Origin of the sequence: Paenibacillus sp. RU5M, from assembly GCF_900221055.1 — a bacterium.
Lineage (GTDB): Bacteria > Bacillota > Bacilli > Paenibacillales > Paenibacillaceae > Paenibacillus > Paenibacillus marchantiae.
In genome coordinates this window covers 313,798-331,947 of the sequence record NZ_OBQM01000004.1, presented here as the reverse complement: position 1 = coordinate 331,947, position 18,150 = coordinate 313,798, and the positions used below count along the sequence as shown (strand labels likewise).

Here is an 18,150-nt window from a genome sequence, read left to right as displayed (position 1 = left end):
ATGATGATGATGAATGAGTAGATGGGTTAAGGGCCGTATGATCTGTTGCGAATATGCTCATACTCTTCCGCGGTATTCATATTACTAAGCTGAATGGCCACATCATGGACGCCAGCGCTTTCCAACTCATCGACGTCGACATATCGGCTGCCGATCTCTTCAAGCCATTGGGTTACTTTCAGTCTATTATCTATTAAGCGCTGTTCAAGTTCGGGGAGAACACATCTATGATATGCACCTGCAAGCGGATGAACACGCCCTACCAGTCGTGGAACGATTGCGTGATGCTCTTGACCTGATTCGGTAAGCCCCTTCAAGCCTTTGAAAAAGGATGGCTCTAGCAGCGGCATATCACAGGCGCAGACAAGGTTCCAGTCTGTCTGCGAGGCTTTCAGCGCGGCATGCAACCCTGCCAGCGGTCCCTTCCCCGGGTAATAATCCTGAACGCAGTCATAGGGCAATGCCTTGTATGCAGCCGTGTTGGCTCCTGCGGAAACGATAATACTATTCACAGCTGGTGCCATCGCTTGGATGACCTGCTCCAGCACGCTGGAACCATTCCATTCCAACAATGCCTTATTGGAACCCATACGGCGGGATAAACCTCCTGCCAATACAATACCTGTCCATTCCATCGTGCTCACGGTAATCCTCCTCGTTCAATAAACTTATTCTATACATTGAATACCCTTTCAACAAATGATACATTGAAGAATATGATTCTGAAAGGAATGGCTCTATTGGACAGATATGCACCCGGAAGAGGCAATCCCTCTTTGGTTTCGCTGAAACTATATAACTTTTTCATTTATGGAGCCATTTCAATCTTCGCCGGTTTTCTTCAGTTGTATTTGCAGGAAATCGGGATGACCAAATTGGAGATTGGCAGTCTGATGGCAATTGGTCCGTTTGTATCCTTGTTCGCTAATCCGTTCTGGGGCTTCTGGAGCGATAAATCACGCAATATTCGCATTATTCTGATGATGATGATGGGTGGCACCTTTGTGCTTGCTCAGGCCGTATTCTATGCGCCTACGTATGCCTGGATTTATGCAGCCATGATCTTTTTTTATTTTTTTCAAAGTCCACTGTTTGCCCAAACCAACAGCCTGATTCTCGGTTATATCGATGGCACAACTCAGAAATTCGGTACGTTTCGGCTTTGGGGATCGCTGGGTTGGGCTCTAACCGCTGTGGCTGCCGGACCGCTGATTGACCGCCTGGGAGCGGGCAGTGTATCGATTGTCTTTGCCTTCATGATTGTTATTGCCTTTGTCTTTGCCTTGTTTCTACCCAGACAGCCGATCGCTTCAGATACACCTGTAGTGAGCTTTCGACGTTTCGGCAGGGTAATGTTCAATCCGTACTTTATGATCTTCATCGGGCTTGGGGTGCTCGTTTCCGTACCCAATGCGATGAACAGTACATTTATGTCATTGTACATCGTGGAAATGGGTGGCGATAAACAGATGGTTGGCTGGGCCATCTTCACATCATCCATCCTTGAAGTGGGTGTATTCTTGCTCCTGGATCGTTTTCTCAAACGCAAAATGAGCATGCTTCTATCATCGCTCATACTGATCAGTCTGTTGTTCGCCATCCGCTGGCAGCTCATGGCCTTAGCGAACAATCCGTTAGAGATTGTGTTCATTCAGCTCATGCACTCCATTACGTTCGGCGGGTATTTCTATGTAGGAACCCAGCTGACGATGCTGTTCATTCCAAGGCCGTACCGTTCCTCTGGTCAGGCCGTGTATACAATGGCCTGGGGCGGCCTCTCTGGTGTCATTGCCGGCCTGTTTGGCGGCTGGCTGTTCCAGAGCTTCGGTGCAGAAGTAATGTATAACATCGGGGTATTCTTCTCCCTGATTGGTGCTGTTGGTTTTGCAATCATGTGGCTCTCGAACCGCCGCAACGGCTATCAGCCAACTGTGTTGACGGAAATGGGTGAAAGGTAATCTTTTGTTGTAGGCTATTCGCACGTTCAAAGTCACACTGGAGCACTCCGATGACAGAACAACCTTCCGATCGCTGTTATCCCCAGATTTTTTTGAATCCCTTATTTAAAGGGGAAAATCCGGGGATAAAGGCGAACGCTCCGCTTCTTCAGGTTATTTCTGTCCTCTCCGTTATCGTGTAACATCATCGTTTAAAAAACCGAAACAAAAGATTAAGAATAGTAGTAGTAAAAAAGAAAGGCATCTCCATTGGCATGTTGCCCTGGAGACGCCTTTTAGGTTTATAGATTTAGGTTTACAGCTTAGGCGTATAACCCTAACTTGTTTTCTCACCCTAAACCTCTAACTTCACCTATTGTTCTACCTTTGTACTTAACCTTATGCTTTTGGCAGTTGGAACGAGCTTTTCAGGGATACTACCCGGTTAAATACCGGACGCCCTGGCTCGGAATGTTTCGGATCAACGCTGAAGTAACCATGACGGAAGAACTGGAATTTATCCTGTGCTTTCGCTTCCTTCATCTCTTGCTCCACAAACCCTTGAACGACTTCAAGAGAGTTTGGATTCAATTGATCCAGGAACGTTTTCTCCGGTTGCTCTTCCAGCTCTGTTTCCTCTTCAGCATCCGGTGCTTCTGCGGCGATCAGAGGTTCATACAAACGGAATTCAGCAGGTACCGCTTGGCTTGCTTCTACCCAGTGGATTGTACCTTTAACTTTACGGCCTGTGAATCCACTGCCGCTCTTCGTTTCCACATCATAGGTACAATGGATTTCAGTCACATTGCCTTCTGCGTCCTTAATGACATCGTTACATTTGATGAAATACGCATGTTTCAGACGAACTTCGTTGCCAGGGAACAAACGGAAATATTTGTTCGGCGGATTCTCCATGAAATCGTCTTGTTCAATATAAATCTCACGAGAGAACGGAATTTGGCGATTACCCATCTCAGGGTTCTCCACATTGTTCTCTGCTTCGAGCCATTCCACTTGCCCTTCAGGGTAGTTGGTAATGACCACTTTGAGCGGGTGCAGGACAGCCATTGTGCGCGGAGCTTTCAATTTCAGATCTTCACGTACAAAGTGCTCCAGCGTTTGCAGGTCGATGACGCCTTGGCTTTTGGAAATGCCTGTTTCGAATACGAAATTACGAATCGCTTCCGGTGTATATCCCCGGCGGCGCAGACCTGAAATCGTTGGCATGCGCGGATCATCCCATCCATCCACATGGCCTTCATCCACGAGCAGTTTCAGCTTCCGTTTACTTGTCACCATTTGCGACAGGTTCAGGCGGCCAAACTCATATTGATGTGGTTGGTTCTCCATCTCACATTCGGCAATAACCCAATCATAGAATGGACGTTGATCCTCAAACTCCAGGGAGCAGAGGGAGTGGGTTACTCCTTCAATGGCATCTTCAAGTGGATGTGCGAATGCGTACATCGGATAGATGCACCATTTGTCACCCGTATTATGATGATGTGCATGAGCAATACGATAAATGACCGGATCACGCAGGTTGATGTTCGGTGAAGCCATATCAATCTTGGCGCGCAGCACTTTCTCACCGTTCTGGAATTCGCCTGCACGCATCCGTGTAAACAGGTCCAGATTCTCCTCTACAGTGCGGTCACGGTACGGGCTGTTCTTGCCCGGCTCAGTGAGCGTTCCACGCATAGCACGGATTTCGTCAGCGCTTTGGTCGTCGATATAAGCTTTGCCTTTTTGGATCAGCAAGACCGCGCGGCTGTACATTTCATCAAAATAATCGGAAGCAAAACGTTTCTCGCTCCACTCATATCCGAGCCATTTCACGTCTTCCTGAATCGATTGAACATACTCTACATCTTCCTTGACCGGATTTGTGTCATCGAAGCGCAGATTTGTTTTGCCGCCAAATTCGCCACCCAGTGCAAAGTTAATCCAGATCGCTTTGGCATGGCCGATATGCAGATAACCGTTCGGTTCCGGAGGAAAACGGGTAATGACTTCCTGGACTTTCCCTGACCGGAGATCTTCGGTAATAATATTTTTGATAAAGTTAGGTGGGGTTGTACGATTGTCCACAGGTATCAAACCTTTCATGAATTGATTGGAGCTTTCAGGAATTTGCAGCAATTCCGGCTAAAATTCCTTTATAACGAAGTCATTTCCTGAAAAAATCTATTTTCTTGGAAAGTTTCGTACGCGTTTCATTTAAATATACCTTTAACGAGGGAGGAGTTCAATAAATAACGCCCCAAAATCAGGATCAGTTACACACAAGATAGGCCCAAAACCATTTTGACGGGTTCGCACGAATCATGTAGCATGATAGAAAAACAGAATTTAAGGGAGGGTTTCCCATTGAACGCGCTAAAACTGACCAAAGAACAACAGGATGAAGCCATACGTACCATCCAGTCGTATTTCGAAGAGGAACGCGGCGAAGAACTGGGCGATCTGGCAGCTTGGGGTGTGCTGGATCTTTTCATGACCCAGTTGGCTCCCTTCATATATAATCAGGCACTGGGTGACGCCCGTACTACGGTGAATCAACGCATGGCCTCGATGGAAGAAGACCTGTTTGCATTGGAGCGCAAGCTACCGAAGAATTCCCGATAATTCATTATTTTAAAGAAAGAAGGTTGCACTCATGTTTACCTATTCATTGGATGAATATACCGAACTCCGCCCACTTGCCATGGAGCACACCAAACCGTTGTTCGAACTCACGGACCGCTCGCGGGACCAGTTGAGGCATTGGTTACCGTGGGTGGACAACGTGACCGAGATTGAGCACACTTCAAATTTTATCAGCAATGCATTGAAACAGGGCGCTGACAACGGCGGGTTCACCGCAGGTGTCTGGCTGAAAGGCGATCTTGCCGGCATCATCGGCTTCCACGAAATCAACTGGACCAACCGCACGGTAAGCATCGGTTACTGGCTTGGCAAAGGTTTTGAAGGTCAAGGCTTGATGACCAGCGCATGCCGCGTTCTGGTGGACTACGCTCTCGTCACCCTGGATCTGAACCGTGTCGAGATTCGTTCAGCAACCAACAACAAGCGGAGCCGGGCCATCCCTGAACGGCTTGGATTCGTCCTTGAAGGCGTTATTCGCCAGGCTGAGAAACTGCCTAAGGGCTATGTTAACCATGCGGTGTATGGCATGCTGCAGCATGAATGGGAACTTTTACGCTAATTAGACTTACATAATTTGAATGGTTGGAGGACCAGCTTCCATTACGAATGACGGCCCTCACAATGCATACATCAACCCTTAAAGCCCCTCCTACTCCACAACACGTGGAGAATAAGGAGGGGCTTATCTTATTTGCGCATTTATGCATCCATATAACTTCGAATCTCTCGATCCGACTTCTTCTTAGAGCGCACGTACCATGCCACCGTCCACTACAAGAGATGTACCTGTAATGTACGTATTCGCTCCTGATAAGAGGAACACAACTGCTTTGGCAAACTCGTCGGGTTGACCATAACGTCCCAGTGGAATTTCCTTACGGAATTGTTCGGCAACTTCTTCCTCACTTATTCCGTTCTGCTCTGCACGTGCAGCATCCAGTTCACGTATCCGATCCGTACCAATTCTACCCGGTGCAACCGTATTAATCAGAATGCCATATGGCGCGAGTTCCTGTGACAAGGTCTTGGCTAATCCGAATACCCCCGTACGGAACGTATTGGACAGAATCAGACCGGGGATCGGCTGCTTCACAGAGGTGGAGGCAATGTTCACGATATGTCCGCCATTCTCCTTCATGTAAGGGAGCGCACCGCGAATCAGTCTGACATAGCTAAGTACATTTAATTCAAATGCACGTTCCCAATCTTCATCCGTCAATGACTCGAATGTTCCTGAAGGCGGGCCGCCTGAATTATTCACCAAAATATCAATCTGTCCAAACCGCTCGCCTGTCTTGCGAATCAGGGCATCAATATCTTCCTTGCTTGTCACATCGGTTGCACAATATTCGATACGTCCACCGCCACCCAGCGCCAGCAGCTCCTGCTTCACCGCTGCAAGCTTCTCTTCGTTCCGGCTGGCGAGCATGACATCAGCGCCTTCTGCCGCCAATTGAGCGGCTACCGCTTTGCCCAGTCCTCGACTGGATGCAAGCACCAGCGCCTTTTTACCCCGAAGTCCCATGTCCATTGTTGTTCCTCCTTCTACTCTGTTCTATCCGTTGGCCTGGATGAAATAACTCATAAGAATATCGTCCACATAATTGCCTGCAATATAAAATTCCGACACCAGTCTGCCTTCCGTCACAAATCCGCACTGTGTATAAAAAGCAATCGCCCCTGGATTGCTGGATAACACCCGCAACCTAAGCTTGGTGATCCCTTGTTCAGAGGCATGCTGCTTCATGGCATCCATCAGAGCTGTGGCAATACCACAGCGACGATCATGGGGATGAACGGCGATATTAATCTCGTATACGTGTCGGTTAACAGGCATTCCTGTCGGCAGATAAAAGCCCACATAACCACATACCCTCTCTCCCTGAACGGCAATCAGCTGACTGCCTGGCGGGCAATGCTGCAAATATTGTTGTCTGGATCGCCACTGAAACGGGGCCGGAGAGGTATGCTTATCCCATACCAGTGCATCCAGTTCCATTAGTTGGGCAGCATCCTTGATCTCGGATGGCCGAATGGTATACGTATGGCTGATAAGCATAAAAATTCAACCTTTCGTGCAATAGTCGATAACACTGCGCAAAGCAGCGTTAGAAAAATGTCTTGTTCCTTACTCGTTTCGACATTTTGCAATTAAATACGATGCAAAATGCTCCTTTGCTTTACATTGTAGCATAGCCTCAGACTTGACTAAAATTTCACTCAGTGGAAACAAATGAATACTTAACCTTGCCGTAACGTCATCGTTTATACTGAATTGATAAGGAGGTGTACGTGATGAACATCAAGGAAGCCGCGGACAGACTCGGCATATCGGCGAGAGCCATTCGCTTCTATGAGGAAAAAGGACTGATCTCCCCCGTCAAACAGACAAGCAACGGATATCGTACATACACCGAGAATGACATCTGGCGGCTGCAGACCATTGCAGCTCTGCGTGAGATCGGAATGTCACTTCAGGATATCACCCAAGCGCTCGGAGAGATTGACCAGGGCAATCAGCAGCGGCTGGAGGAATATCTGGAGCTGCAGCAGGCGGTCATGTATGCCCAGTGGGTGGAGCTAAAGCGCATGCTGGATACAACCCAGCGCATGATTGATCTTAACCGCCAGGACGGACCACTGGATGTGAGCCATCTGCATGATCTTGCAGACAGTGCACGCCGCCTCAGGGAAGCCCGGCAGAACTGGCACGACCGCTGGAATTACGATATGCAGGCAGCCATCCATGATCAGCGGGTACATGCGGCGAATGGTAGTCTGCCCGGACAAACTGCCTCGAAGGTCAGCATTGATTCGGGACCCGGAGCCATGCGAGCAACGGTTGAGTCGAATCGAGAAAGCGAGCCAGATCATAACGGTGATGAAATCCACAGCCAAAACAATACCCAGACAGCACACAGTCCAAACAGCGATACAACGCATACGGAAGATGCAGGATCAGGATCGGGAGAATTAGGAGTAAGAGTAGGCGCAGGGCCGTTCAATATATATGAAAACTATGACGAGGCGCTGGAGCAGACAGCAAGCTGGATATCTCCTGTGCCCGGCGAAAAAGGACTCGATATCGGTACAGGCACGGGGAATCTGGCAGGCAAACTGTTAGAACGCGGCGCAGCGATGACTGCCATCGATCAATCCCGGGAGATGCTGCGTACATGCCGCACCAAATATCCCGAGATGCATGTGAAGCTTGGCAACTTTCTGGCGTTGCCTTTCGCCGACCATTCCTTCGATTTTGTCGTATCCAGCTTCGCCTTCCATCATCTGAGCCCAGACCAGCAACAGTTGGCGTTACATGAAATGCAGCGAGTGTTAACTGCACGTGGACGGATCTGCCTGACAGATCTGATGTTCGCTGATGCAGCTCACCGTCAGACATATATTCAACAGGCTGAGGCAGCAGGTCATGAGGACCAATTGCAAACGATAAGGGAACGTCATTTCCCGCTGCTGGACGGCCTGTGCGGCTCGCTGGAGGACGCAGGCTATGTGACGAAGCATATACGCCATAATGCGCTTCTGCACACGTTGCTGGCCGTTCCTTTGCGTTAGAATGATCATCTCACGGTAACAAGTTCCCCTGACCTACCAATAAATCTTTTCAAATAAAAAAAGGTCACCCTGCCTGTTAAGGAGGATGACCTTCCACTCTAGTGAAACATCGAGCTTGTATTAAATTTACATATAAATTTCAACAATCGTGCGCTCCGAAGCATTACGCGCTTGTTTGAACTCATCCAGCGAGATACGAGCCCCACCTTGACGGTAACGGTTCGCCGTTTGCTCGGTGCGGATGTCCTTGCCATTTACCGTTACACGGTTAAAAGAACCTTCGTTCAGATGGTAGATAAATGTTACTGGCTCTCCTGCATATTCGAATTCGAATTGCATGCCATTCAGCTCAGCCGGCAATACCGGGTCAATAACCAGATCTCCGCCTTCCTGACGAATGCCAAGTGCATTGGAGATCAGTTGGTTCATGTAGATTCCAGGGCCGCTGGAGTAGATTCTCCATCCACCTTTCACCTGTACTGTTCCTTTGCGTAGTTGGTCAAAATGCTCCTGCGCCTCGTAGCGCGTGTTGAACTTGCCGTCGGAACTGCTGAAGTACGCGTTCGCCTGACGAATCTCCGCATTAGGTACAACTTCGCCGATGCCAACCGGGTTAATCATGGCAAGACCATTCCACACCTGATCCGTCTTACCAAGCTTCGCCATCGCTTCAACGTAACGGATATGAGCGTGTACATACTGCAAACCGATCTCGCGACCGAAGTTGGACGCTTGCTCTGCCCGTTTGAAGTGAGTGCTCACACCGCCTGCATATTGAGCTGGACGATTCATCAGACGTACCCCATCCGGGCACAGGAACTGTTCACGAATCAGCGCATAATGCGATTCTGCCTGTTCTGCATTCAGCAATTCACCGATCATGCTGCGCGTCATCGGCAGAAGGCGATATTGAATGCCTGTCTCCGTATCTGTTGGGTGAAGCATCAGCTTCGCTTGATCTGCTTCTTCCATGTATACGAAACCTGGGATCACATCTGTACCCAGCATGTAACGATTAAAGTCTTCACGGATGCCTTGAGCCAGAACGTCCAGCTCCTGTGCAAATCCAGCGTCTTTATGTTGCAGCGCTTGTGCGAGCACATTTACAGACTGATAAGTCAAAGCAACGGTCCAGCTGCTCACCATATATTGTTTGAGCTGTGCATTGGCTGGCTGGAGCGTATCATCCCAGTCCCCATCACCGTAAGAAGACAGGAATGTGTCGTGCAGGAAGTGTGAGCGGATATATTCGATCTCTTTTTTCGCGTGATCCAATACAGTCGCTGTTTCTTCCGTGAATCCGAAGCTGTGCTTAACGGTATAAGGCACTTTCTCATCCAGAATCGCATAGTCGCGAGTCGCTGTCAGGTAGTCCGCCAGCACTTTCAGCGGCCATACGATGATGTCACCGTGGCTCTCTTCCTGCTGAATTGCAAAATACTTGTCGAACATAAACCATTGCGGCCAGTTGCCATCATCTTCATATTGGTGGGTGTATACCATTTTGATGATATCGCGAACCTGCTCGTATTTTTGCGTTGCCATGAAGTATTCAACCGGACCTTGGCATACATCCCGAGTACCCCATGCGGCACCGCCGTACTGCTCCAAACCGTGAGGCACGGAGTAGTGAACCAGCATGTTGTGTGTGTACCACCAAGCCAGTGCGTTCACTTTGAACAGATCCTCTGCACTTTGGCCTTCACCACGAGACAAACGGAAACCGTTCATTACACCTGCGAAGAATTCACGGTACGCCTGCACTTCCTCTTCAAAAGTAAGGCTGGATCCTGCTACGACAGAACCGTCTGCTTCGTTTGCTTGACCTTCCAATACGCCTTGTACCTTGAGCGTCCATTCCGCACTCTCTTCCAGACTAAGTGTAACCAGCGATGCAGATCCACTGCGAATACCACTCGCCAGCAACGTTTCGTCTCCAACATTTACGGCTGCGCCATCCACCGACATGCGGTATTGCAGATCAGGATACGTTCCGGCACTAATCGCTTGCGGATCAGCCTTGAAGATCAGCGTGTTGCCATCTTGCGTCATATGCAACGGATACTCGTATTCATTGACATTCATCGTAACTTGGTTGGTTACCAGGTAGCGATATGCTTTGCCACTAGTCGAGCGCACGTTCATGCTCACTTCAGTGGTGTGTGCTCCAGTGTAGTTGGTCACGATAATGGTATCCGATTCGGTTTTGTAGATCCAACGTACATAGTTGAAGCCAATCTCGAACAGGGAAGGCATCGTCAGCAGACGATATTGTCCATCCATTTCCACATAAATGCGTTGTCCAGCCGTCTTCGGCACGTTCAATGCGTTACGGGCATTACTGATCATTTTATTAAAATTGGTGTTACCAATAACGAGTTGTGAGTTGAAAATACCGTACATATACGATGTCGTCGTAATAACCTGCGCACCCAGCTGTACATTGCCACCACTCATCAGGATATGGCCGTGCGGACGCTCTACGAGCAATTCTTTCGCTTTCAGGACGATATGTTCATAACTGCCCGTGAAGAAGGATAACAGTGAATCACCGCTACGCTCTTCCTGATGACGGTCAGGGAACAGCTCATTAATCTCATCTTGTGTCAAATCAAGCGCAGCAAGCGGTTCACCCAAGAAGGATGACAGTTTCACCTGTTCCAACGTCTCGCCTTGCTCCACAGTCAATGTTTGTACTTCGTTCCATGCTGCAGTCACTTCATCCCCGAATTCCAGTGCGGAGATTCCGGCAGGATGATCTGCTTTGGCCAGTCCGTAGAAGACCACTTGGGCTTCCCCGTCCAAGCTTACGCGCTCCGATTGCAATGCTGTGTAGGCAAATTCATACTGGTATGTCTCATTTGCCAGTGTATTATGGCTCAGGCTCTCAGGCTGGTTCGTTTCCTTGTAGGACAGACCGAAGAATTGGAATCCGTCTGTAGAATAACCAACTGCCTTAGTCAGAGAACCTTGTTGCATGTAAGGGAAAGCACCGCCCTGAGGCTGGTTTTGACGGGAACACACCACATATCCCTTCGCTTCATCTTCGAATACCGTATGGTCAATATACTGTGACAGATAGGCTTCATTGCTGCGTACTGCACCTGGATCAGCAAGACCTACATCTTGTCCATATACCACGTCAATGTTATGTTGTTGTCCTGTGAGTTTCACATCCCAGAACCAGACACCTTGCGTTGTGGCGGTAAACACAACCTGATAGCCAATGCCTTGTTCTTTGCCTTCAAGTTGTACTGTACCTTCCCAGATCAGTTGATTGCCGGAATTCGCTTTGCTTGTGATCACTTTGCTGTTCGAACGCACACCCAGCAGTGGGAACGAGCTGATTTTCTCTCCCTCGTGTACACGCAGATACAGGTTATTTAAAGATCCATCGATCTGGTTGCTAAGCAATTGATTCAACATGGTCGTACCAGATTTAGCTTGGTACAGGTCCCCACTGTTCAAAAAGGTAAAGGATAAATCCCCGGCAGTCAGCCGGATTGGTTCATTAATCATCGTTGTCATACTATTCACTCCTTCAATTAGTATAAAATCGAAACGTTTCGATAAATCTGAAAAAGAATAGGGGTCCTCTGCGAAATGACCTTTGTCTGGCCATTCGGACGGTGATCCCCATCATTCAACTCTTAATTCAAGAGGGCCAATCCCTTTTACAACCACGCGAGTTAGAAAAGAACAACTCCTCAAATCTAGACAGACCGGATATGGTATGACTTCTGTAAGCAGTATCCAAGCCATATCCCATCCGACGAGTTACTTCCTAGGCCGGCTGGTTTCCTGACTCTACCTGTACCGATCGTACAGACTCGCGCTCCACCAGATCAATGGTTAACGTATACGATGTATTCACAGCTTCGCCGTTCAGCATCTGGAAGAGCAAATGACCTGCCAATGAACCTGCTTCATGCTTGGGCTGCCGCACCGTCGTAAGCGGAGGATGAACATATTCGGACAGTTGAATATCATCAAACCCGATTATCGAAATGTCATTCGGTACCGAAATGCCGCTCTCTTCAAATGCTTTCAGTCCACCAATCGCCATTTCGTCATTCCCGTAAAATACAGCAGATGGAAGCTCGCCCTGCATAACCATCATCTTGGTTGCACTATATCCGCCCTCACGTACAAAATTACCGCTTAGACGCCATTTGGACTTCTCTTCAAGGCCCGCCTCCTGCATTGCTCGCAAATATCCTTGATAACGCAGAGCATTATCATAAGAATTGGATGGCCCGCTGATATAGGCGATGGTCTTATGCCCCTTCTGAATGAGGTGACGTGTAGCCAGGTAACCACCTTGCTCCCCGTCCACCAGCACGTTGACCAGATGGCTGCTCGACAGCTGCCGATCCATCACAATGATAGGGAAACGTTCGCCTGCAGATTCCACCAGGATATCATCATGGATGTTATGAGCCAGGATAATAGCGCCATCCACTCTTTTTTCTCGCAAGAAACGAACCGCTGTGGAGTCGCGTCCTCCCATAGAGCTGCAAGCAATCAGATCATATCCGTTAGCCAGCGCTACGTCCTGTACGCTGCGAATCAATTCGGAGTAATACGGACCCGACAGATCTGTAAGAATCAACGCAATCGTGTTCGTCCGGCTCCGTTTCAGGTCCATGGCAAAGCCGTTTTTGCGATAATTCAGTTCCCGTGCTGCCGCCAGCACTTTTGCCTTGGTCTTGGCACTTACCTTGCTGTCCCCATTCAGTGCATAGGAAGCGGTCGAGAGCGCCACGCCTGCCAGCTTTGCCACATCCTTAATCGTTGCCATTCCACGTTCGCTCCTTCTAACTTTCTTGTTACCTATCATTTTATACTGTAAATGGTTGCAACAACCACTCATTCCTATGCATTATCCATTAGAAATGGCATCAATTCTCATTTATCGAAACGTTTCGAAGTTTTTTCAAAAAAAATTTCTCTTCACGTCTTTTAAGCATCACTGCTGAATCATATACCCTTTAATTGTACATATAGCTTGGTCGATTGACAACATTTCAATATTGGACAAGAGGAAGAATTCATTATAAATCACAATGAACACGCCTGTAAACCATAGATTGAAACGTTTCGACATTTTCATTATAGTCGGTGTTGATAGCGATTTCAACCTCTTTATCCATTTTTCACAGAAATATGTGAAGGGAATGATTCGCGGGGTCCCCATTACACCTTTGTGGTATTATACTGCTTATTAGTCCAATCCTCTATAAGGAGTCCATTAAGTTATGAGCAATCTGGATCTAAGCTTTCATAAATCATCCCTGAACACCCCCGGCCGCTTGCAGCAAATCACAAACGTGCCTCCGGCAATGTTCAAGCTGTGTCATCTGGTGCAGCTCCATGATCGGGAAGCCTTCTCCCGTATCGATGAGCTGTGGAGCAGCAAGCACGTTCTTTATGTCATCACCTCTGGTCAGGCAAGACTGATCAGTTCGAATGGTCAATTGATGGTAAATACCGGCTCTGCTATCGTACGCCAAGCTGGAACCCTGCTTCAGCATGAAAGCAAGCGTGGTTCCCTTTCACCCGTTCAGGGTATTGCAATGGCCTTTGATTTTGCAGATAACGAACAAAGGCTCTGGCCATTCGGACATCCTGTTCCCGTTACAAGCCGCCTTATTGCCGAGCTGATCTCCGAATTGGTTCAGTCCAGCTCCAAACGCGATGAGTCGGGACCATTCAAACCTCATATGCTGTTTTATCAGCTGCTGGATACGTTGCGAGATCACGCTGTGCGTTTGGCTCATGAAGATCATTCCTGGCTGGACATCGTCATCGCGCACATCCATGAAAGAATTACTCATTCTTTTACACGGGAGCAATTAGCGAAAGAGGTTAATGTGAGTCCAGAGCATTTTTCAAGAGAATTCAAGAAGTACACCGGACTTACATTCGTGGAGTATGTTACCCGGTTAAGAATTCGAATTGCCCAGGAGCACCTGCTGTTTGCCAATCCCACATTGCAAGAGCTTGCGCAGTTGACGGGATACAGGGATACCTTTTATTTAAGTCGAAAATTTAAACAAACGGTAGGTTGTGCACCGACTCTCTATCGGAAAACGCCAAAAAAAATTGCAAGTCTTACATACAACTATACCGCTTCCTTGCTCGCACTGGGCCACATCCCGCATCTGGGTGCCGTTGCAGAATGGATGAAAAGTAGACTTATTGAAAATGGACAAGATCAATTTGATCAGTGTTATGAGCATGATCTTATTAATCATCCGGATCTAATCGCAGACGCTCATCCCGATGTCATCCTTGGTTATGCACCTCATTCCGGCATGGATGAATTACGGCAGATTGCACCAACGATTTTGATGCCTTTTGAAGAACTTGACTGGCAAGAGCAACTCATTCATTTGGGACGTATCACGGGTCTGGAAGCCAAAGCACGTGCGCTGTTAGACCATTATGATACGCTTCAGCAAGAGGCCAATCGTACACTCGATCAGATCATGGGTGAACGGGGTTCAGCAGTATGCATTTTCATGATTGGTGAAAGTGGGGCGTACATCTATGGTCACGGATGGGGTAGAGCTTCTCATATTTTGTATCAATCGCTGGGCTTCACCCCTCCTGCACGGATGAAGAAGGATGGACAACTACTCACAGGTTACATCCATGTTCCGCTAAATGAAATTCATTTGTATGCGGCAGATCATATTTTTATTGATTATGCTAGGGAATCATCAGAGCAGGATGCTGTAGACAAGCTATTTGCTCAGGAGTCCTGGAACACCTTGAGTGCGGTCCGGGAAGGGCGCCTGTACGAGATTGATGCGGATATGTTTTATGGATTCGACCCCATCTCGGTTATGGAGCAATTGCAGCACATCATGCACAAACTGACATCACATCTGTCCATGCATTAGTCATCATAGATGTCCATGTACAAATGTTACGTCATCCTCTATGTTAGTAATGAGAATAATAATCATTATTGATTATATACACAGGGGGAACAATTATATGTTTGCTGCAAAAAAACGCTTTTCCGGCTTGCTGCTCATGCTCGCCATCATCATGATTCTGGCTGCCTGTAACAGCGGTACGGGTTCCGGCACAACGGAACCAACAGCGGCGGGTTCAGAATCGACTACAAGTTCGACCGAAACTAATACCGATTCTTCGGGTGCTACGCGGATCTACAAGTCATTAAGTGGAGATGTGGAAATTCCGGCTGAACCGAAACGGATTGTTACGGATATGTACGTAAGTGATCTGCTCGCACTTGGTGTAAAGCCCGTTGGCTCTATTAAATATTATCTGGAAAATCCATTCTACGCCGATCAAGTGGAGGGCATAGAGAATATTGGCGACCGGGGTGCCGTATCCTTGGAGAAGGTCGTCGCGTTGGACCCGGATCTGATCATTACCTACTCTGATAAAGCCGAAGAAATTGAGAGTTATCAAAAAATCGCACCTACCGTGGTCATTCCCTACGGCACGTTTACCAATGTAGAGGATGAAATTCGGGGCTTCGGAGAACTCATGAACAAATCCGAAGAAGCCGAAGCCTGGCTGAAAACGTACGACGAACGTATTGAAGCCGCTCGCGCCAAAGTAAAAGCAGTCATTAAACCGGAGGAAACCTTCTCCATCCTCGAAGTATCAGACAAGAGCTATTATGGCTATGGAGACAACTTTGGTCGCGGTGGACAAGCCGTTTATCGCGCTTTGGAACTTACACCACTCGAAATCACCAAGAAAGAACTGATGGGTGATACCCAGTGGAAAGAGATATCGCGTGAAGTCGTTGGTGATTATGCAGGAGACCATATCTTCCTGACCGTAGGGGAAAACAATAAAAATTACCAAGGTGATTCCATCTGGCAATCGCTCCCGGCTGTGAAGAACAATCAGGTGTACGAATTACAGGAAGATCGCTACTGGTACTTCGATCCGATTGCAATTCAGAGTCAGGCTGAAGAATTCGCTGATATGATCGTAGAACGTGCACAGCAAAATCGTAAATAACATATGAGAGATGCAAGTGTCTGGTCAGGCTATGGATCCTGTCCGGGCATTTGCGTTATATGGAGGAGGACTTACATATGCTTCGCCGTTTCATGGCTTATTATCGTCCTTATCGGGGACTCTTTATATTGGACTTCTCCTGTGCGATTCTGGCTGCACTGCTGGAACTTGCGTTTCCCTTGGCTGTAAACAAAGTTGTCGATCAGCTGCTTCCTGCAGGCAACTGGTCCATGATTTTATCGGCCTGTGCCGGATTACTGGGCATCTATCTGCTCAGTTCCTTTTTCCATTATGCAGTCACCTACTGGGGACATAAGCTGGGTATTAACATCGAATCCGATATGCGGCGGGAACTGTTCCAACGTGTGCAGAAACAATCCTTCCGCTTTTTCGATAACAACAAGACGGGGCACCTCGTCTCTCGCATGACCAACGATCTGATGGATATTGGTGAGATTGCCCATCATGGACCCGAGGATCTATTCATTGCCCTGATGACGTTGGCCGGAGCCTTCGGCATAATGCTAGGTATCAACTGGCAACTGGCTGTCATGACCTTCATCATCGTACCACTGATGATCTTCCTGTCCCTCTATTTCAGCCGCAAAATGTCCAAAGCGTTCAAGCGTATGTTTGCGGATATTGCAGACTATAACGCACGCGTAGAGAACAATGTGAGCGGAATTCGTGTAGTACAGGCTTTTGCCAATGAAAAGCATGAAGTGAAACGTTTTGTCGAAAATAATGAACGCTTCCGTCTTACCAAACTAATCACCTACCGGATTATGGCGTGGAATTCCTCGCTCAGCTTCATTCTGATGAAATTTGTCTCGCTGTTTGTACTGGTATGCGGTACGTGGTTTGTCATTCAGGGCAGCATGACCTACGGAGAATTTATTGCCTTTGTTATGTTATCCAATGTGTTTCTTGGACCAATTCAACAGATCAATTCCGTCATCGAAACGTATCCCAAAGGCATCGCTGGATTCAGACGTTACCTGGAGCTGCTGGAGGCCGAGCCCGATGTGGATGATACTCCACAAGCCAAACCATTCCCGTATGTGAAAGGCGATATCGCCTTTCATAACGTTTCTTTTGCTTATGGCGAACACAAACCAACCTTGGATCAGGTGAATCTGGAGATTCAGGCAGGACAAACGGTGGCGCTGGTTGGACCTTCGGGTGCAGGCAAATCTACACTATGCAGTCTCATTCCACGCTTTTACGATGTGGATGCGGGGCACATCTCTATTGATGGGATTCCGGTAAGAGATATGACACTGGAGTCGCTGCGCTCCCATATCGGAATTGTGCAGCAGGATATTTTCCTGTTTGATGGGTCAATCCGTGAGAATATTGCCTACGGCAAACTGGATGCACCTGATGAAGAAATCTGGCAAGCCATCCGCAGGGCCCAACTGGAAGAGCTGGTACAATCTCAACCGGAAGGACTCGATACTCTAATTGGTGAGCGGGGCGTCAAATTGTCTGGCGGACAGAAGCAACGTCTATCCATTGCTCGCATGATTTTGAAAAATCCGCCGATCCTCATTCTGGATGAAGCGACCTCCGCACTTGATACCGAGACGGAAGCCGCCATTCAGTTGGCTCTATCTGAGCTGGCACAAGGACGTACTACACTGATCATCGCCCATCGACTGGCAACGATTAGACACGCGGATCGTATTGTGGTAGTGGAAAATGGCGGCGTAGCCGAGCAAGGCAGCCATGATGAACTTCTGGCGCGTCAGGGCTCGTATAGCCGATTGCATCATGCCCAGTTTGGATAGGTGCGGAAGTAACGTCTCTTGGTTTCATTAAACCACAGACCTGTGGAAATTGGCGCCAATAACACGCGCTCAGTTCGTTAAACAGTACTAACGCTAAAAAGGGATGTCCCCGTCATGTTCAATGACTTATGGGACATCCCTTTCTTATTCAGATCCTAATCTGTGATAATCACAGCAGGAATAGGATT

The 18,150-nt window shown here is 48.0% G+C and carries 13 protein-coding genes; 7 read left to right on the top strand and 6 right to left on the bottom strand.

Annotation, left to right across the window (positions count from 1 at the left end; genetic code table 11):
- Positions 1 to 26 precede the first annotated feature (26 nt).
- Positions 27 to 635, bottom strand: coding sequence for a molybdenum cofactor guanylyltransferase (locus CRO25_RS15310; protein ID WP_256863661.1), 609 nt, complete (start codon positions 633 to 635; stop codon positions 27 to 29).
- Positions 636 to 716: 81 nt separating this feature from the next.
- Between CRO25_RS15310 and CRO25_RS15305 the strand changes: the two genes are divergently transcribed.
- Positions 717 to 1,958 carry an MFS transporter gene (locus tag CRO25_RS15305; protein WP_371129263.1) on the top strand — a complete coding sequence of 414 codons (1,242 nt, stop codon included), beginning with the start codon at positions 717 to 719 and terminating at the stop codon, positions 1,956 to 1,958.
- A gap of 378 nt (positions 1,959 to 2,336) precedes the next feature.
- Here the strand turns inward: CRO25_RS15305 and CRO25_RS15300 are convergent, their stop codons facing one another.
- Positions 2,337 to 4,046 carry a glutamine--tRNA ligase/YqeY domain fusion protein gene (locus tag CRO25_RS15300; protein WP_179132189.1) on the bottom strand — a complete coding sequence of 570 codons (1,710 nt, stop codon included), beginning with the start codon at positions 4,044 to 4,046 and terminating at the stop codon, positions 2,337 to 2,339.
- A 261-nt stretch (positions 4,047 to 4,307) separates the two neighbouring features.
- On the opposite strand from CRO25_RS15300, the gene CRO25_RS15295 reads away from it, so the two are divergent.
- Together CRO25_RS15295 and CRO25_RS15290 are read left to right on the top strand one after the other, a co-directional pair.
- Complete coding sequence (locus CRO25_RS15295; RefSeq protein ID WP_097115777.1) at positions 4,308 to 4,565, top strand: DUF2164 domain-containing protein; 258 nt, start codon at positions 4,308 to 4,310, stop codon at positions 4,563 to 4,565.
- Positions 4,566 to 4,596: 31 nt separating this feature from the next.
- A complete protein-coding gene (locus tag CRO25_RS15290; protein ID WP_063566926.1) occupies positions 4,597 to 5,145 on the top strand; it encodes a GNAT family N-acetyltransferase in 549 nt (182 codons plus the stop codon).
- Positions 5,146 to 5,328: 183 nt separating this feature from the next.
- Here the strand turns inward: CRO25_RS15290 and CRO25_RS15285 are convergent, their stop codons facing one another.
- Complete coding sequence (locus CRO25_RS15285) at positions 5,329 to 6,117, bottom strand: SDR family oxidoreductase (protein ID WP_079695584.1); 789 nt, start codon at positions 6,115 to 6,117, stop codon at positions 5,329 to 5,331.
- Positions 6,118 to 6,141: 24 nt separating this feature from the next.
- Positions 6,142 to 6,645: a GNAT family N-acetyltransferase gene (locus CRO25_RS15280; RefSeq protein ID WP_079695583.1), complete on the bottom strand. Its 504-nt coding sequence runs from the start codon at positions 6,643 to 6,645 to the stop codon at positions 6,142 to 6,144.
- Positions 6,646 to 6,881: 236 nt separating this feature from the next.
- Here CRO25_RS15280 and CRO25_RS15275 point away from each other — a divergent pair, with 236 nt between their 5' ends.
- Positions 6,882 to 8,159 (top strand): methyltransferase domain-containing protein, encoded by a 1,278-nt coding sequence (locus CRO25_RS15275; RefSeq protein WP_079695581.1) that lies wholly within the window; start codon positions 6,882 to 6,884, stop codon positions 8,157 to 8,159.
- A gap of 126 nt (positions 8,160 to 8,285) precedes the next feature.
- Here CRO25_RS15275 and CRO25_RS15270 read toward each other — a convergent pair whose 3' ends face one another.
- Together CRO25_RS15270 and CRO25_RS15265 are read right to left on the bottom strand one after the other, a co-directional pair.
- Positions 8,286 to 11,687 (bottom strand): GH36-type glycosyl hydrolase domain-containing protein, encoded by a 3,402-nt coding sequence (locus CRO25_RS15270; protein WP_079695580.1) that lies wholly within the window; start codon positions 11,685 to 11,687, stop codon positions 8,286 to 8,288.
- Positions 11,688 to 11,943: 256 nt separating this feature from the next.
- Positions 11,944 to 12,960 (bottom strand): LacI family DNA-binding transcriptional regulator, encoded by a 1,017-nt coding sequence (locus CRO25_RS15265; protein WP_063566921.1) that lies wholly within the window; start codon positions 12,958 to 12,960, stop codon positions 11,944 to 11,946.
- A 457-nt stretch (positions 12,961 to 13,417) separates the two neighbouring features.
- Here CRO25_RS15265 and CRO25_RS15260 point away from each other — a divergent pair, with 457 nt between their 5' ends.
- From CRO25_RS15260 to CRO25_RS15250, 3 genes are all read left to right on the top strand, one after another.
- Positions 13,418 to 15,067, top strand: a complete 1,650-nt coding sequence (locus CRO25_RS15260) for an ABC transporter substrate-binding protein (RefSeq protein ID WP_079695579.1) — start codon at positions 13,418 to 13,420, stop codon at positions 15,065 to 15,067.
- Between the two features lie 97 nt (positions 15,068 to 15,164).
- Entirely contained in the window at positions 15,165 to 16,172 is a 1,008-nt protein-coding gene (locus tag CRO25_RS15255; protein ID WP_063566919.1) for an ABC transporter substrate-binding protein, read from the top strand.
- Between the two features lie 77 nt (positions 16,173 to 16,249).
- Entirely contained in the window at positions 16,250 to 17,962 is a 1,713-nt protein-coding gene (locus CRO25_RS15250; RefSeq protein ID WP_079695577.1) for an ABC transporter ATP-binding protein, read from the top strand.
- Positions 17,963 to 18,150 lie beyond the last annotated feature (188 nt).

What these genes read in the sequence shown, in the direction of transcription:
- CRO25_RS15280 (WP_079695583.1), bottom strand. Translation starts at nt 6,645, where the DNA reads ATGCTTATCAGCCATACGTATACCATTCGGCCATCCGAGATCAAGGAT.
- CRO25_RS15270 (WP_079695580.1), bottom strand. Translation starts at nt 11,687, where the DNA reads ATGACAACGATGATTAATGAACCAATCCGGCTGACTGCCGGGGATTTA.
- CRO25_RS15250 (WP_079695577.1), top strand. Translation starts at nt 16,250, where the DNA reads ATGCTTCGCCGTTTCATGGCTTATTATCGTCCTTATCGGGGACTCTTT.
- CRO25_RS15310 (WP_256863661.1), bottom strand. Translation starts at nt 635, where the DNA reads ATGGAATGGACAGGTATTGTATTGGCAGGAGGTTTATCCCGCCGTATG.
- CRO25_RS15265 (WP_063566921.1), bottom strand. Translation starts at nt 12,960, where the DNA reads ATGGCAACGATTAAGGATGTGGCAAAGCTGGCAGGCGTGGCGCTCTCG.
- CRO25_RS15300 (WP_179132189.1), bottom strand. Translation starts at nt 4,046, where the DNA reads ATGAAAGGTTTGATACCTGTGGACAATCGTACAACCCCACCTAACTTT.
- CRO25_RS15260 (WP_079695579.1), top strand. Translation starts at nt 13,418, where the DNA reads ATGAGCAATCTGGATCTAAGCTTTCATAAATCATCCCTGAACACCCCC.
- CRO25_RS15285 (WP_079695584.1), bottom strand. Translation starts at nt 6,117, where the DNA reads ATGGACATGGGACTTCGGGGTAAAAAGGCGCTGGTGCTTGCATCCAGT.
- CRO25_RS15255 (WP_063566919.1), top strand. Translation starts at nt 15,165, where the DNA reads ATGTTTGCTGCAAAAAAACGCTTTTCCGGCTTGCTGCTCATGCTCGCC.
- CRO25_RS15275 (WP_079695581.1), top strand. Translation starts at nt 6,882, where the DNA reads ATGAACATCAAGGAAGCCGCGGACAGACTCGGCATATCGGCGAGAGCC.
- CRO25_RS15305 (WP_371129263.1), top strand. Translation starts at nt 717, where the DNA reads ATGATTCTGAAAGGAATGGCTCTATTGGACAGATATGCACCCGGAAGA.
- CRO25_RS15290 (WP_063566926.1), top strand. Translation starts at nt 4,597, where the DNA reads ATGTTTACCTATTCATTGGATGAATATACCGAACTCCGCCCACTTGCC.